Origin of the sequence: Caulobacter sp. UNC358MFTsu5.1 (genome assembly GCF_000712075.1) — a bacterium.
Classification (GTDB): Bacteria; Pseudomonadota; Alphaproteobacteria; order Caulobacterales; family Caulobacteraceae; genus Caulobacter.
On sequence record NZ_JONW01000001.1, the window covers coordinates 70,983 to 85,818 of the forward strand.

The 14,836-nt window shown below is 68.0% G+C and carries 12 protein-coding genes; 4 read left to right on the forward strand and 8 right to left on the reverse strand.

Annotation, left to right across the window (positions count from 1 at the left end; all coding sequences use genetic code 11):
• Nucleotides 1–27 precede the first annotated feature (27 nt).
• From BR39_RS0100325 to rhmD, 8 genes are all read right to left on the reverse strand, one after another.
• Nucleotides 28–1,605 carry an MFS transporter gene (locus tag BR39_RS0100325; protein WP_029907039.1) on the reverse strand — a complete coding sequence of 526 codons (1,578 nt, stop codon included), beginning with the start codon at nt 1,603–1,605 and terminating at the stop codon, nt 28–30.
• Nucleotides 1,606–1,777: 172 nt separating this feature from the next.
• Nucleotides 1,778–2,887 carry a glycoside hydrolase family 105 protein gene (locus tag BR39_RS0100330; RefSeq protein WP_029907040.1) on the reverse strand — a complete coding sequence of 370 codons (1,110 nt, stop codon included), beginning with the start codon at nt 2,885–2,887 and terminating at the stop codon, nt 1,778–1,780.
• A 45-nt stretch (nt 2,888–2,932) separates the two neighbouring features.
• Nucleotides 2,933–6,724: a beta-galactosidase gene (locus tag BR39_RS0100335; protein WP_029907041.1), complete on the reverse strand. Its 3,792-nt coding sequence runs from the start codon at nt 6,722–6,724 to the stop codon at nt 2,933–2,935.
• A 2-nt stretch (nt 6,725–6,726) separates the two neighbouring features.
• Nucleotides 6,727–7,056 (reverse strand): L-rhamnose mutarotase, encoded by a 330-nt coding sequence (gene rhaM, locus BR39_RS0100340; RefSeq protein WP_029907042.1) that lies wholly within the window; start codon nt 7,054–7,056, stop codon nt 6,727–6,729.
• A 34-nt stretch (nt 7,057–7,090) separates the two neighbouring features.
• Nucleotides 7,091–8,008 (reverse strand): amidohydrolase, encoded by a 918-nt coding sequence (locus BR39_RS0100345; protein ID WP_029907043.1) that lies wholly within the window; start codon nt 8,006–8,008, stop codon nt 7,091–7,093.
• 14 nt (nt 8,009–8,022) lie between these two features.
• A complete protein-coding gene (locus tag BR39_RS0100350) occupies nt 8,023–8,790 on the reverse strand; it encodes an SDR family NAD(P)-dependent oxidoreductase (protein ID WP_029907044.1) in 768 nt (255 codons plus the stop codon).
• Nucleotides 8,787–9,650, reverse strand: coding sequence for a fumarylacetoacetate hydrolase family protein (locus tag BR39_RS0100355; RefSeq protein WP_029907045.1), 864 nt, complete (start codon nt 9,648–9,650; stop codon nt 8,787–8,789). The genes BR39_RS0100350 and BR39_RS0100355 overlap by 4 nt, the downstream gene beginning before the upstream one ends.
• Nucleotides 9,651–9,671: 21 nt before the next feature.
• Entirely contained in the window at nt 9,672–10,850 is a 1,179-nt protein-coding gene (rhmD, locus tag BR39_RS0100360; protein ID WP_029907046.1) for an L-rhamnonate dehydratase, read from the reverse strand.
• Nucleotides 10,851–11,082: 232 nt separating this feature from the next.
• On the opposite strand from rhmD, the gene BR39_RS0100365 reads away from it, so the two are divergent.
• From BR39_RS0100365 to BR39_RS0100380, 4 genes are read left to right on the forward strand one after another with little or no spacing between them, the layout of a single operon-like run.
• Complete coding sequence (locus BR39_RS0100365) at nt 11,083–11,913, forward strand: IclR family transcriptional regulator (RefSeq protein ID WP_051695015.1); 831 nt, start codon at nt 11,083–11,085, stop codon at nt 11,911–11,913.
• A 28-nt stretch (nt 11,914–11,941) separates the two neighbouring features.
• Nucleotides 11,942–12,703, forward strand: a complete 762-nt coding sequence (locus tag BR39_RS0100370) for an SDR family NAD(P)-dependent oxidoreductase (protein WP_029907048.1) — start codon at nt 11,942–11,944, stop codon at nt 12,701–12,703.
• 4 nt (nt 12,704–12,707) lie between these two features.
• Nucleotides 12,708–13,850 carry an FMN-dependent L-lactate dehydrogenase LldD gene (lldD, locus tag BR39_RS0100375; protein ID WP_029907049.1) on the forward strand — a complete coding sequence of 381 codons (1,143 nt, stop codon included), beginning with the start codon at nt 12,708–12,710 and terminating at the stop codon, nt 13,848–13,850.
• Nucleotides 13,847–14,680, forward strand: coding sequence for a rhamnogalacturonan acetylesterase (locus tag BR39_RS0100380; RefSeq protein ID WP_029907050.1), 834 nt, complete (start codon nt 13,847–13,849; stop codon nt 14,678–14,680). Before lldD ends, BR39_RS0100380 begins: the two co-directional genes overlap by 4 nt.
• Nucleotides 14,681–14,836 lie beyond the last annotated feature (156 nt).

Here is a 14,836-nt window from a genome sequence, read left to right on the forward strand (position 1 = left end):
CGCCGGGATGACAACCGCTTTTGCGATCTACCCCCGACCCCAAAGCCGTTCGAACTTCCAGCCGGTCAGGTTCTCGACGATCGCCTTGGACTCCGGGCTTTCAGCCTGGGTCTCGCCGGCGCGCAGGCGCTCGACCTCGTGGATCAGAACCTCGTGGGTGCGGGCGTTGAGGCGGAACGACCACGAGACCCACAGGCCCCACAGCATGACCAGGATCGGACCGGCGACCATCACCAGCACCACGGCGCGCACCGCCTCGGGAGACTGGACCACAGTCGCGCCGGGATGGGCCTTGTCGGGCGACACGAAGCCGCCCAGGCCGATCAGCGAGGTGGTGGCGACGATGGCCCCTGACTGGGCGATCTTGCGCACGAAGGTCATCACCCCGGCGAAGATGCCCTCGCGACGCTGGCCGGTCACCGCCTCGTCAACGTCGGGCAGGTAGTTGTAGACGCTCCAAGGCACGAAGTTCAGCGTTCCACGGCCCAGACCCGCCAGGATGATCGGCACGAACAGCCAGAACAGCACGGTCGGCGAGGCGCCGCCGCCGAACAGGTTGCCGCCCAGCGCCGTCAGGCCCTCGGCGAAGCCCGCCGGCCGGATCAGGTAGAAGGCCAGGAACAGCAGCAGGGCCGCGCCCACGAAACTGATGGCCATGCGGTAGGCGGCCGTGGGGCCGGTGCGGATGACCACGTTGATGGCGATCATCACCGAGATCAGCTGGGCGACGTACATGGTGGTCATCAGCTGGGAGATCACCAGGGTGGCTCCCATCATCACCGTGGCCACGAACAGCGGGAAGGCGGTGTTGAAGATGTCCTGCGAGATATAGCCGCCCAGATAGAGCGACAGGTGCTGGCGGAAGGCCTTGATGCGCAGGGTCGAGAACAGGTCGCGGAACATGTTGATCGGGATCAGCGCCGCCTTCTCCCAGTCCAGGGGCTCGGGCTGGATCAGCTTCTCGGCCTCGGTGTAGGGCCGCTCCCAGGTGAACAGCACCACCAGCAGCACGACCAGGCTGAACAGGCCGCCGAAGATCGCGGCCATGATCAGGAAGGTGCCGGACGAGTCCTTGCCGCCGAAGTGGTTGATGATCAGGGTCGGCAGGTACGAGGCCAGGATCGCCGAGCTCTGGGCGATCAGCATCCGCACGCCCGCGAACTTGGCCTTCTCTTTGTAATCCTTGGTCATTTCCGCCGCGAGGGTTTCCCACGGGATCAGGAACATCGTGTACAGGAACTCGAAGAAGACGAAGGTGACCAGGTAGTAGAGGAAGGTCTGGCCCGTCACGAAGATCAGGGCGAAGCAGGGCAGCAGCGGAATGGTCAGGATCAGGAAGATCTTGCGCCGGCCGATGCGCCTGCCGACCCAGGTGTGGCGCAGGTTGTCGGAGACATAGCCGATCAGCGGGCAGGTGATCGCTTCCAGCAGGCGCGGAAGGCCCAGGATCAGGCCCGTCTCGACCGCCGACAGCCCGCAGAAGGTGATGAAGAAATAGGCCAGCCAGCCGGTGATGACCGCCTGGGCCCCGGCCCCCAGCATGTCGCCGGAACCCCAGCTCCAATACGTGACCCAGGAGGGTTTGCGCGGTTCCGACGTCGCCATCAGCATCTCATTCCCAAATGTTCAAAGGCCTCTGACGGACCTTGGATTTCCTTGCCTCCCTCATCCGTTCATCCCCGCGAAGGCGGGGGTCCAAGCCGAGTTTCCAGCACGCACTCGGTAGGCTCAGCTTGGGTCCCCGCCTTCGCGGGGATGAGCGGTTAGAAAGAAGGTTCTAGATGAAGGCCCGCTGGAACTCGCCCAGGGCCAGGATGGCCAGGGACTGGCCGTACGGCATCGAGGTCAGCGGGATGTCCTTGTAGCCCTGCAGGGTGTCGAACACCGGGGTGCCGAACGACACCTGCTGCAGCTCGCCCTTGTCGTCGATATTGGCCAGCACGCCCTTCAGCGCCCTGATGCCCATCTCCTGGTAGTCCTTGGAGACGTAGCGCTTGCGCACGGCCTTCAGCACGCCGTAGGCGAAGCCGGCCGTGGCCGAGGCTTCCAGGTACGAGGTCTTGTCGTCGACCAGGGTGTGCCAGAGGCCTGTCTCGGCGTCCTGGTAGCGGGCCAGGGCCTTGATCTGGGCTTCCAGCGTGTCGATCAGGAAGTCGCGCAGGGCGTCGCCGGGCTTGAGGTCCAGCAGCTCGATGAACTCCGGGATGGCGATCGTCACCCAGCAGTTGCCGCGCGCCCACAGGGCGTCGGCGAAGTTATGCCGGCCCTCGAACGTCCAGCCGTGGAACCACATACCGGTCTTGCGGTCGGCCAGGTACTTCACGTGCACCATGAACTGGCGCTTGGCCTCCTCGACGAAGTCGTCGCGGCCCAGCAGCAGGCCGATCTTGGCCAGGGGCAGGACGCTCATCATCAGCGTGTCGTCCCACAGCTGCTGGGGGTTTTCGCTGTTGAAGACGATGTGCTGGAAGCCGCCTTCCTCGGTGCGCGGGCCCTCGTACATGACGTAGTCGGCCCAGGTCTCCAGATACGGCAGGTAGGTGTGGTCGCCGGTGGCTTCGTAGAGGTAGGCCAGGGTCAGGAACGGCGAGACCGTGTTGATGTTCTTGGTCGGGGTGCCGGCCTCGAAGCGGTCGGCGAACCACTGGGTCATGATCTCGAACGCCCGCGGGTCGGCGGTCATCTCGTACTGCTTCCACAGGCCGTACAGGCCCACGCCGTGGGTCCATTCCCAGTCGTTCCAGCCCTTGGTGTCAATAACGCGGCCGTCATCCAGGCGCAGCAGGAACTCGCCGGTCTCGTCCTGGATGTCGACCAGGTTGCTGATCAGCAGGGCGATCTTGGCCTTGATGTCCTTGGCCTCGAGGCCGTGAGCGAGATTGGGCACGATAGTCTCCAGTAGCAGTCGAAAGCGGCGGGGGAGCGCCGGGTCTCAGGGTTTGAAATCAGGGGCGGGAACGCGGGCGACGGGGATGCCGCCGCGCACCGTGCGCAGTCTTACTAGTTTCACTTCCTCCAGGGCGTCGCCGGGGGCGCCGTCGCTGATCACCGCCAGGGCGATGGTGTTCTTGCCGTGCGGATCGATGATCCCGTTGGGCAGGACGAAGGTCCGCTGCGGGCCGACATTGGCGATGAACTGGCCCATGTTCCAACCGTTGACGAAGATCAGCACCCTGTAGCGACCCGGCGAGCGCGGCGTGTTCGGATCGCCGATCGTCAGGCCCAGGGTGGTGTCCTGGTCCTTGGGCAGGGCCAGGTCGAAGCTGGTGCGGTACCAGGTCGTGCCGGCGTGGGGCTGGGTCGCCGCCATGTCGGCCTTGGTCCAGGCGGCGTCCGGGAAGCCCGGCAGGTGCCAGCCCATCCGCTCGCCGTACTGGCCGCCGTTGTTGGCGTTGCCGCGCACCGGATCCTGGATGTCCTCGCCGCCCAGATTGCCCTGGATCTTCCAGGCGATCGGCACGGCGAAGCTGTAGGAGCCGGGACCCGACAGCGAGGCCGAGACCAGGCCGCGGGCCTCCTTGTGGAAGTCGTCGGCGTCCAGGTCCCAGTTGTGGCCGTTGTTGCGGACCATCACCGAGATCACGTGCTCGCCGGTTCCGCGCAGGTCCTCAGGCAGCTTGAAGGTGGCGACGCCCGTGGTGATCGGGCGCGGCAGGCCGCCGTCCAGCTCGTGCTGGCCCAGGAACCGGCCGTCCAGCCAGACCTGCAGCATGCCCGCCCCACCGCCGCCGTAGTGCAGGGTCAGGGTGTCGATGCCAACGTCGGACCCAGCTTTGGCCGTGTAGCGGCCGCGATACCAGACGTCGCCCTGGTGGAAGCCGTAGGCGCTCATGTCGAGCACCGGTTGCCCCGTGGGACCGCGCACGGTCGAGCCGCTGCGGCGGCCCTCGGCCTTCAGCCACGCGCTGTCGTCGAACTTGGGATCGGCCTCGGGCGAACCGGGCGCGGTCTTCCAGGTCAGCTGGGTCAGGTCGGGGAGGGCGATCGCCGCCGGACCGGCCAGCGGCTTGTCGGCCAGCAGGCTGCCCGAGGCGGTGGTCCTGGTCGCGACCTTGGCGCCGTTCCAGCGGATCGCGCTCACGGCCTTGGGCGCGAAGACCTCCAGCGGGCTGTCGGCCTCGGTGTCGCCGGTCAGGCTCAGCACGCCGCCCTTGATCGCCTCGCCGCGCACCAGGCCTGGACCGCGGATCAGCAGGTCGTCGCGGCGCCAGAAGGTCTGGCCGGTCTCGGCGTCGGCCAGCAGCAGGGTCAGCGGCGGGCGGCCGCCGCCGGTGATCCGCACGCGGGCCAGGCCCTTGTGTTCATAGGTCAGCTTCAGGTCGCCCTTGGCGGCGTCGAAGGCCGAAGCCACGTCGCCGTCCAGCACCTCGACCTTGGGGGCGGACGTGTAACGCAGCACCGTCTCGCCCGCCTCGCCGGCGCGGCCGTAGAGCAGCGCCAGGTCGCCGTCGTTCCATTTCAGGCGCGTCTGGATCTCGGACGTCGAATAGACCAGCCGCTGGCCGCCCAGGTCGTAGGACGCCATCAGCAGCTTGCTGTCCTGACCCTTGATCCGCGAGGGGACCACGTACTCGCCGTCGCGGGTCTTCAGCTTGAAGGTGAAGGCCTCGTCGCCCGTGGCGCTGCTGGGATTGTGGACCACCACATAGAGGTGGCTTCCGGTCTCGGCGTTGACGTTGTGATAGACGCGGACCTTGTCGTTGGACGGGGTCACGGCCTCGCCCTTGTCCATGCGGGTCAGGTCGGGCACGGCGGCGATGAACTCGCCCATCTGCTTCATGACCCGGGCCTTGTCGCGCAGGCCCCGGGCCTCGTCGATCGCCGAGCCGTAGTCGTAGGACGTGAACACCACCGGGGCCGGCAGCCAGCCCCAGCTGGTCCCGCCATAGGTCATGTAGAAGCTCTGCAGCGTCAGGCCGTTGGCGATGTTCGTGCCGTAGAACACCCGCTGGTAGCCGACGCCGCGATGGATGGCGGTGCAGTCGTAGTCGCCGTTGCTGCCCCAGTAGTCGAACCAGCCGCCGCCGAACTCGGCCAGGAAGCCGGGGGTGTTGGGGCTGGCCGAGGCGCCGCCCTTGGCCCCGCCGGGACCGTACAGGCCCCAGTCCGGCGCGACGCCCGGCGACGACGGCGTGGAGTCGACCTTGCAACTGCCGCCCGGATAGCCGTCGAAGGCGTAGAGGTCGTTGGGGCCCTCGACCGTGCCCGGCACGTTCGAGCCCTTGGGGACCCAGTAGCCGTTGCGGCCCTTGTCGTTGTGGAAGATCGGGACGGTGATGCCGTCGGCCTTGGCCTTGTCGTCCAGCCACTTCATGTAGCGCTGCTGCGGCGCGCCGACGACGTCCAGCTCATTCTCGATCTGGTGGGCGATGACCGTGCCGCCGCCGGTGGTCAGCTGGTGGCGGGCGATGACGGCGTTGATCTGGGTCAGCCACTCGTCGGCGGCCGTCAGGTATTCCGGCGCGTCGGTGCGGGCGCGGGCCTGCTGGTTGACCATCCAGCCCGGGAAGCCGCCGCGCGTCAGCTCGGCGTTCACGTAGGGCCCGGCGCGGGTGATGACGTAGAGGCCTTCCTCCTTCGCCATGGTCAGCACGCGATCCATGTCGCGCACGCCGTTGAAGTCGTAGACCCCCTGTTTCGGCGAGTGGTAGCCCCAGTCGAAATAGATCGCGACCGTGTTGTAGCCGCTGGCCTTCATCTTCTGGAGGATGTCGCGCCACAGGTCGGGGCTGGGCACGCGGAAGGGATGGAACTCGCCGCCCCACGAGTAGATGCGCTGTCCGTCGACCTTCAGCGAGTACTTGTCCCAGGTGATCTGGTGGGCCCCAATGGCCGGCGAGCCGGGCTTTGCCGCGACGGCGGTCTCGCCGCCCTCCTTCAGCACCGTGAAGTGGCGCACGGTCCCCGACAGTTCGGGCAGCTCGGTCTTGGGCGTCCAGGTGCGGAAGCCGTCCTTGCTGTCCGACCACCAATACCGCTTGGACATGTACTCGTCGAAATAGATCCGCCACGCGCCGTCCGGCGTGCGGGTCAGGGCGGGCCCCTCCAGGAACTTGCCCCAGCCGGCCCAGTCGCCGGTCCCCTTGGCCTGCCACGGCCCGTCCAGCGAGGGGGCGGTCCACAGCTCGACGAACTTGCTGGTCTCGTTCTTGGCGAAGGCGTTGTAGAGCCCGCCCTCGCGCACCACGAAGGTGTCGATGAAGTTCGGTCCCAGGCCCGACAGCGGTTTAGGCGCGCTCCAGGTGGCGAGCGAGGCGTCGGCGGCGGTGATCCGGTAGGGCTGGAACTGGCCCTGCTGGCCCGTGGTCGAGACCGAAAGGATCAGGTTCACCGATCCGTCCTGGTCGACGAACCATTCCGGCGCCCAGCTATTGGTCGCGCCCGGGACCTCGACCTTCACGTCGCGCAGGAAGGTCCAGTCGGTCAGGTCCTTGCTGCGGGCCAGGCCGATCGTGTCGCCGGCCCAGCCGGTAGTGTAGGCGACGTAGTACCAGCCGTCCGAATGCTTCATCACGCTGGGATCGCGGATCAACCCCTTGGGCGGGGTGTAGGCCAGCGGCTTCTTCAGGGTGAAGCGCGTCCCGTCCACCGAGTCGTAGACGCTCATGTTCGATTGGCTGGCGTTGGTGAACGCCGTCATCGTGTAGCGCACGGGCTCGGCGAGCGCCGAGGTCGCCAGCAGGGCGGCCGTCAGTCCGAGAACGGGGAGGAGGGGGCGAGGCATCCTCAGCCCTCGAAGTAGAAGACGGGCTTCAGCGGCCATTCCACCGGCTTGTTGTCCGGATGGACCTCCATCAGGTCGGCCATGTAGTCCCACCAGCGCTTCATCACCGGCTGCAGCGGCAGGGCGTCCTTCTTGTTGTCGGGGCGCAGGCGCAGCACGGCGAAGAGGCTCATGGTCCCTTCGTCCAGGAAGATCGAATAGTCGTGGATGCCCGCCTCGCGCAGGGCGGCGGCCAGGTCGGGCCACAGTTCGTCGTGACGGCGCTCGTATTCGGCGGCGACGCCGGGCTTGAGCTGCATGCGGAAGGCGAGGGGCCGGTCCTGGTTGCTCATCGTGTCCTCCCGTTTCTTGTCTTGTCGTTCGCGTTCAGGTCGTTGGCGGCGGCAGGCGGTAGATCCGGCTGGCCGTCCCGCCGAACAGCAGGGCCCGCTCGGCCTCGCCGAAGCCGGCGGTGATCGCGTCATAGGCCTCGTAGAAGCCGCCGAACGACCCGTGCACCTTCTCGACCGGGAAGTTGCTGGCGAACATGCAGCGGTTGGGGCCGAAGGTCTCGATCACCCGCAGCACGAAGGGCCGCAGGCTGTCGGTCGTCCAGGTCCGGTCGATCATGGCCAGGCCCGAGATCTTGCAGCTGACGTTCGGCCGCTGGGCCAGCAGGGCCAGGCGGTCGCGCCAGGTCGCCAGGCCGGCGTCGTCGCGGTCGGTGGGCATGCCGGCGTGGTTGACGATCACCGGGATGTCGGGATGGGCGGCGGCCAGCTCGGCGGCGGCCGCCATCTGCGAGGGATAGAGCTGCAGGTCGAACGACAGGCCGTACCTGGCCAGCAGGGCGTAGCCCTTGCGCCACTGGTCGTTCAGCAGCAGGTCGGTCGGGCCGTAGGTCTTGGCCGGGTCCTTGTGCCAGTTGACGATCTGGCGCACGCCCCGGACGTTGGTCCGCGACGCCTGGGCTTCGAGCAGAGGCTCGACGCCCGGATCGTCAAGGTTGGCCCCGCAGACGATCCCGCCGATCACGCCGCGCGTGTCGGCCAGGCCCTGCAGCCAGTCGGTCTCCGACAGCTGGTCCTTGGGCGGCAGGCCGCATTCGACGTGGACGGTCTGGACGACGTTCCAGCCGGCGGTGTCGGCCAGGTAGTCGTCCAACCCGTAGGATTTGTAGGCGATCGGCGACATGTCGCCGGCCGGATTGTTCGGCAGCGGGGTGTCCTGGAGCCAGCTGTAGTAGTGCCGCTCCAGGTCCCACAGGTGCATGTGCGGGTCGATGATCGGGCCGAGATAGGTCATCGCTCCGCTCTTTCCTAGAAGGTCGTGCGGCCGCCGGAGGTGTCGAAGGTCGAGGCGGTGGTAAAGCTGCACTCCTCGCTGGCCATGAAGCAGACCATGGCCGCGCTCTCGTGGACTTCGCCCAGGCGGCCCATCGGGATCTTGCCCTTCATGTACTCGACCTGGCTCTGGGGCAGCTGCTCCAGGATCGGGCTCTCGAAGGTGGCCGGGGTCAGGCTGTTGGCGATCACGCCCTTGGTGGCCAGCTCCTTGCCCAGCGACTTGGTCAGGCCGATCACCGCCGCCTTCGACGCCGAATAGGCGCCGGCGTTGGGGTTGCCTTCCTTGCCCGCCACCGAGGCGACGTTGACGATGCGGCCGTAGCCCTGGGCGATCATGAACGGCGCCAGGGCCTTGCAGCAGTAGAAGACGCCGTTGACGTTGATGTCGAAGACGCGCTTCCAGCTGTCGGTCGGATACTCGTACACGGTGGCCGTGGCCCCGGTGATGCCGGCCGAGGCGACCAGGATGTCGACGCGGCCCAGGGCCGCATTGGCGGCCTGGCCGGCGGCCAGGACGGCCGCTTCGTCCGAGACGTCCAGGGCGACGGTGTGCTTGGCGCCCACCTCGGCGGCGGCGGCCTTCAGGCCCTCGGCGTCCACGTCCCACAGCGAGACCTGGCCGCCCTCGGCGACGATGCGCGCGGCCACGGCCTTGCCCAGGCCCGAGGCGCCGCCCGTGATCACCGCGACGCGGCCGGCGAAGCGATTCGGATAGACCTTGGGGGAGGAGACGGTGCTCACGCGACGCCTTCCTTGGACCAGGCCACGACGATCTGGCGCTGCTCGCCCAGCTTCTCGATGCCCAGGCGGATCTCGTCGCCGGCTTTGAGATAGACGGGCTCGGGCTTCTGGCCCATGCCGACGCCCGGAGGCGTGCCGGTGGTGATCAGGTCGCCCGGCTCCAGCGTCATGAACTCGCTGATGTACGAGACCAGCTTGCTGATCGGGAAGATCATGGTCTTGGACGAGCCGTCCTGCTTGCGCTGGCCGTTGACGTCCAGCCACATGCCGAGGTTCTGCGGGTCGCCCACCTCGTCCGAGGTGACCATCCACGGGCCGACCGGGCCGAAGGTGTCGCAACCCTTGCCCTTGTCCCAGGTGCCGCCGCGCTCGATCTGGAAGGCGCGCTCGGAGACGTCGTTGATCAGCACGTAGCCGGCGACGTGGTCCAGGGCCTCGGCCTCGGAGACGTACGAAGCGCGCGAACCCATCACGACGCCCAGCTCGACTTCCCAGTCGGTCTTCAGCGAGCCCTTGGGGATCATCACCGGGTCGTTCGGGCCGGTCAGGCAGCTGACGGCCTTGGTGAACAGCACCGGCTCCTCGGGGATCGGCAGGTTCGACTCGGCGGCGTGGTCGGCGAAGTTCAGGCCCACGGCGATGAACTTGGAGACGCCCTTGACCGGCACGCCGTAGCGGGGCGAGCCCTCGACCAGCGGCAGCGACTTGGGATCGATCGCGGCCAGCTTCTTCAGGCTGGCGGGCGACAGCTCGGCGCCGGTGATGTCGGCGACGACGCCGGACAGGTCGCGGATCTGGCCGTCGGCGTCGAGGAGGCCGGGCTTTTCGGCGCCGCGGGGGCCGTAACGAAGCAGTTTCATGGGTCTACGCTTTCGAGGAGATCAGCGGGCGTAAGGCCGGTGCAGACCGACCTCGCGATTGAGTTCGACGCCGAAGCCGGGGGCGTCGGAGAGTTTCAGCTTGCCGTTCACCGGCACGGGCTCGCCGATCAGCTGCGGGTGGAACATCGGCACCACCTCGTCGGCCTTCGGGGCCATCATCAGGAATTCGGCGAACGGGCTGTTATGGCGGGTGACCACGAAGTGGTAGCTGTAGACGCTCGAGCCGTGCGGGATGCACAGCACGCCGCGGCTGTCGGCCAGGTTCGAGATCTTCACCAGCTCGGTCATGCCGCCGCACCAGCCGACGTCGGGCTGGATGATGTCGCAGCACTCCATCTCCAGCAGCATGCGGAAGCCCCAGCGGGTGGCCTCGTGCTCGCCGGTGGTGACCAGCATGCCCTTGGGGGCGTTCTTCTTCAGGTCGCGATAGCCCCAGTAGTCGTCGGGGCTGAGCGCTTCCTCGATCCACTTCAGGCCGTACTCGTGGGCCTTGTGGGCCAGCTTGGTGGCGTAGTTCAGGTCCAGCGCCATCCAGCAGTCGAACATCAGCCAGAAGTCCTCGCCGCAGCGCTCGCGCATCGTGGCCAGTTCTTCGAGGTTCTTGCGCAGGCCTTCCTCGCCCTCGGCCGGGCCGTGGTGCAGGGGCATCTTGCCGCCGATGAAGCCCATCTTCTTGGCCAGGTCCGGACGCGCGCCCGTGGCGTAGAAGGTCAGCTCGTCGCGGACCTTGCCGCCCAGCAGGTGGTAGACGGGCTCCTGGCGCAGCTTGCCCAGCAGGTCCCACAGCGCCAGGTCGACGCCCGACAGGGCGTTCACGACCAGGCCCTTGCGGCCGTAGTACTGGGTCGAGAAATACATCTGGTCCCAGATCTTCTCGACCTCGGTCGGGTCGCGGCCTTCCAGGAAGCGGGCCAGGTGCTTCTCGACGATGTAGGCGGCCGGCTCGCCGCCGGTGGTCACCGCGAAGCCGACCGTGCCGTCGGCGGCCTCGATCTCGACGACCAGCGTGCCCAGCACGTTGATGCCGAAGCTCTGGCGGCTCTGGCGGTATTCCGGATAGCGCGACATCGGGGTGGCGATGTGGTCGTCGATCCAGTGGCCTTCGCCCTGATCGTGATAGTCGGCCCCGCCGCCACGCACGACATAGGCCCGAACTTGCCGGATGAGGGGAAACGGCATGGGAAAAACCAGCTCCAGCCCACACTTCCTAAGAGGAAGCGATCTACTTAAAGGAAGAGAAGGGCGTATCGTGAGGCTAAGGCCTTCGACATGCTTGGCGAAACCTTGAGCGGCCGCGCCTACCTCCCCGGAGACGTCCTATGACACGGTGGCGCGCGCCGACTTTTGGTGACCGGATCGTCGCCTTCGCCGCTTGCGCTAGGTACCATATTATGAGAGAGAGTGCTACAAAATGAAACGTGACGCGTCAAGGGGAGCCGAACCGGTGGCCAAGGATGATAGTGCGAACGGCAAGGCGCCCAGCGGCAGCCAGACGCTCTTCCGGGGCCTGGACCTGCTGGACGTGGTCGCGGACTCCGGCACCATCGGCCTGCCCGCCCTGGCCCAGCGCCTGGGCCTGACCCGCAGCACGACTCACCGCCTGGCCACGGCCCTGGTCGAGCGCCGCCTGCTGGCCCAGACCCCGCGCGAAGGCTACAGCCTGGGCTCCAAGCTGCTGGAGCTGGGCTACCTGGCCGGCCAGCAGATGGACCTGCCCCGCGTGGCCCGTCCGTATCTGGAAAAGCTGTGGGACGAGCTGGAGGACACGGTCCACCTGGGCGTCCTGGAAGACGACCGCGCCCACTACCTGGACAAGCTGACCGGCCGCCGCCGGATCAACATCTCCTCGCGCGTGGGCGATCGCCAGCCGATCCGCTCGACGGGCCTGGGCAAGGCCCTGGTGCTGGACGACACCGAGGAGCGCTGGCGCGAGCTCTATCGCAAGGAAGGCCCGCGCTCGGCGCACGGTCCCGACGAAGAGCAGTGGATCGCCTGGATGCGCGACTACGCCAAGAAGGGCGTGGCCTTCGACCTCGAGGAGAACGAGGACCGCATCCGCTGCGTCGCCGCCCCGATCCGCGGCCCCAGCGGCGCCATCGTCGCGGCCATCAGCGTCTCCGGCGCGGCCCAGTACATGGACGACGCGCGCATGAAGGACCTGACCACGACGGTGCGCGACTGCGCCAACGCCATCGGCGTCGAGCTGGGATGGAACGAGAAGAGGACGCCCGCCAAGCGGTAGGTCGTCCGTAGAGTTCAGTGGAGGAACGATGCTTCTGAAGGACAAGGTGGTGCTGGTGACCGGCGCCTCGCAGGGGATCGGCAAGGCGGCCGCCATCGGCTGCGCCCAGCACGGCGCGGACGTGGCGATCAACTACCATTCCGACGAGGCCGGCGCGGCCGACGCCGTGGCGCAGATCGAGGCCCTGGGCCGCCGGGCCATCGCCGTGAAGGGCGACGTGGCCCAGGTCGAGACCGCCGCGTTGTTCGTGGACGCCGCCGTCAAGGCGTTCGGCCGGGTCGACGTCTTCGTCAACAACGCCGGCATCTGCCCCTTCCACGCCTTCCTCGACATGCCGCCCGAGGTCATGGAGCGGACGATGAAGGTCAATCTGTTCGGCGCCTACTACATGGTGCAGGCGGCGGCCAACCAGATGGTCCGCCAAGGCGACGGCGGGGCCATCATCGCCGTCAGTTCGATCAGCGCCCTGGTCGGCGGCGGCATGCAGACCCACTACACCCCGACCAAGGCCGGCGTGCACAGCCTGATGCAGTCGACCGCCATCGCCCTGGGCAAGTACGGCATCCGCTGCAACTCGGTGCTGCCCGGCACCATCGAGACGGCGATCAACAAGGAAGACCTGGCCGACGTCGCCAAGCGCGAATACATGGCCGGCCGCATCCCGCTGGGCCGCCTGGGCGAGCCTGACGACCTGGCCGGGCCGATCGTCTTCCTGGCCTCGGACCTGGCCAAGTACGTGACCGGTGCGGCCCTGCTGGTCGACGGCGGCGCGTTCGTGAACCTGCAGTAGCCCCGTGATCATCTCGTCCACCACGGACTTCCGGGAGGCGGCGCGGCGCAAGCTGCCCCGCTTCCTGTTCGACTATATCGACGGCGGCGCCTATGCCGAGCGGACCCTGGGCCGCAACGTCTCGGACCTGGCCGACCTCAGCCTCCGCCAGCGGGTGCTGAAGGACGTCTCCCAGGTCGACACCTCGACCACCCTGTTCGGCCACTACCAGGCCCTGCCGGTCGCCCTGGCCCCGGTGGGGCTGACGGGCATGTACGCGCGGCGCGGCGAGTGCCAGGCGGCCAAGGCCGCCGCCGCCAAGGGCGTGCCGTTCTGCCTGTCGACCGTCTCGGTCTGCGACCTGCAGGAGGTGTCCAGGGCCAGCCCGACGCCGATCTGGTTCCAGCTCTACGTGCTGCGCGACCGGGCCTTCATGCGCGACCTGCTGGCCCGCGCCACCGACGCCGGGGCTACGGCCCTGGTGTTCACCGTCGACATGCCCGTGCCCGGCGCCCGCTATCGCGACGCCCATTCCGGCATGAGCGGTCCCAACGCCGCCGCGCGGCGGCTGATGCAGGCGGTGCTCAAGCCCGCCTGGGCCTGGGACGTCGGCGTCATGGGCCGGCCCCACACCCTGGGCAACGTCGCCCCGGTGCTGGGCAAGAATTCCGGCCTCGAGGACTTCATGGGCTGGCTGGGGGCCAATTTCGATCCCTCCATCCAGTGGAAGGACCTCGACTGGATCCGCGACCAGTGGAAGGGCCCGCTGATCATCAAGGGCGTGCTCGATCCGGAAGACGCCAAGGCCGCCGCCGACATCGGCGCCGACGGCATTGTGGTCTCCAACCACGGCGGGCGGCAGTTGGACGGCGTGCTGTCCTCGGCCCGCGCCCTGCCGGCCATCGCCGACGCCGTGGGCGACCGCCTGACCGTCCTGGCCGACAGCGGCGTGCGTTCGGGCCTGGACGTGGTGCGGATGCTGGCCCTGGGCGCCAAGGGCGTGCTGCTGGGCCGGGCCTTCGTCTACGCCCTGGCCGCGCGCGGCGGGCTGGGCGTGACCCAACTGCTGGACCTGATCGAGAAGGAGATGCGCGTGGCCATGGCCCTGACCGGCGTCAACACCCTGGATCAGATCGACAGCTCGATCCTGGCCAAGGTGGAACGATGAGCGTGCTGGCCGTCGTCGCGGCCCTGGCGCTGCAGACCGCGCCCGGCGCCCCGAAGCCCGACCTCACGGACGTGCCCGCGCCGGCGGCCATGGAAGCGCCGGTCGCCCGCATCCTGATCGCCAGCGACTCCACCGCCGCCAACTACGGCGCCTCGGCCTATCCGCAGATGGGCTGGGGCATGGTGCTGAAGTGCTCGCTGGACCCCCGCGTCGAGGTGGTGAACCTGGCGCGCGGCGGTCGCTCGACCAAGACCTTCATCGAGGAAGGCCTGTGGGACGGCCTGCTGGCCAAGCTCCAGCCCGGCGACACGGTGCTGATCCAGTTCGGCCACAACGACGCCGACCGTGTGAAGATCGTCCGCTTCACCGACCCCCAGGGCGCCTACACCGCCAACCTGACCCGCTTCGTCGCCGACGTGCGGGCCAAGGGCGGCCGGCCCGTCCTGGTGACCCCGATCGCCAAGCATGTGTTCCTCGACGACAAGGTCCAGGAGACCCACGGCGCCTACGCCCTGGCGGTGCGGGCCGTGGCCAAGGCCACCAAGACGCCGCTGATCGACCTGGACGCCGACATGATGGGCGCCCAGCAGGCCTTGGGCGAGCCGGCCTCGCGCCGCCTCTACCTGATCTACACGCCCGAGGACCACGTCGCGCGCTACCCGAACGGCAACAGCGACACCACCCACATCAACGAGGGCGGGGCGCGCCTGGCCGCGTCGCTGGTGGCGGGGCGGCTGGCGTTCCTGGACCTGCCGGTCTCGGCCTATGTGCATCCCGCCTCGACCGGCGTGCAGCCGATCCTCGGCGGCCCGCGCTGTCTGGGGCGGTAGCGGCTTAAGCCCTCATTGATCCGCTCATCCCGGCGAATGCCGGGACCCAGATCCCATGGCGGTGTGTCGGGCTGGGTACGCTCCGAGTTCGAGGAACCCGCTTCAAAACCATTCCATCTGGGTCCCGGCATTCGCCGGGATGAGCGGAGGCGAGGG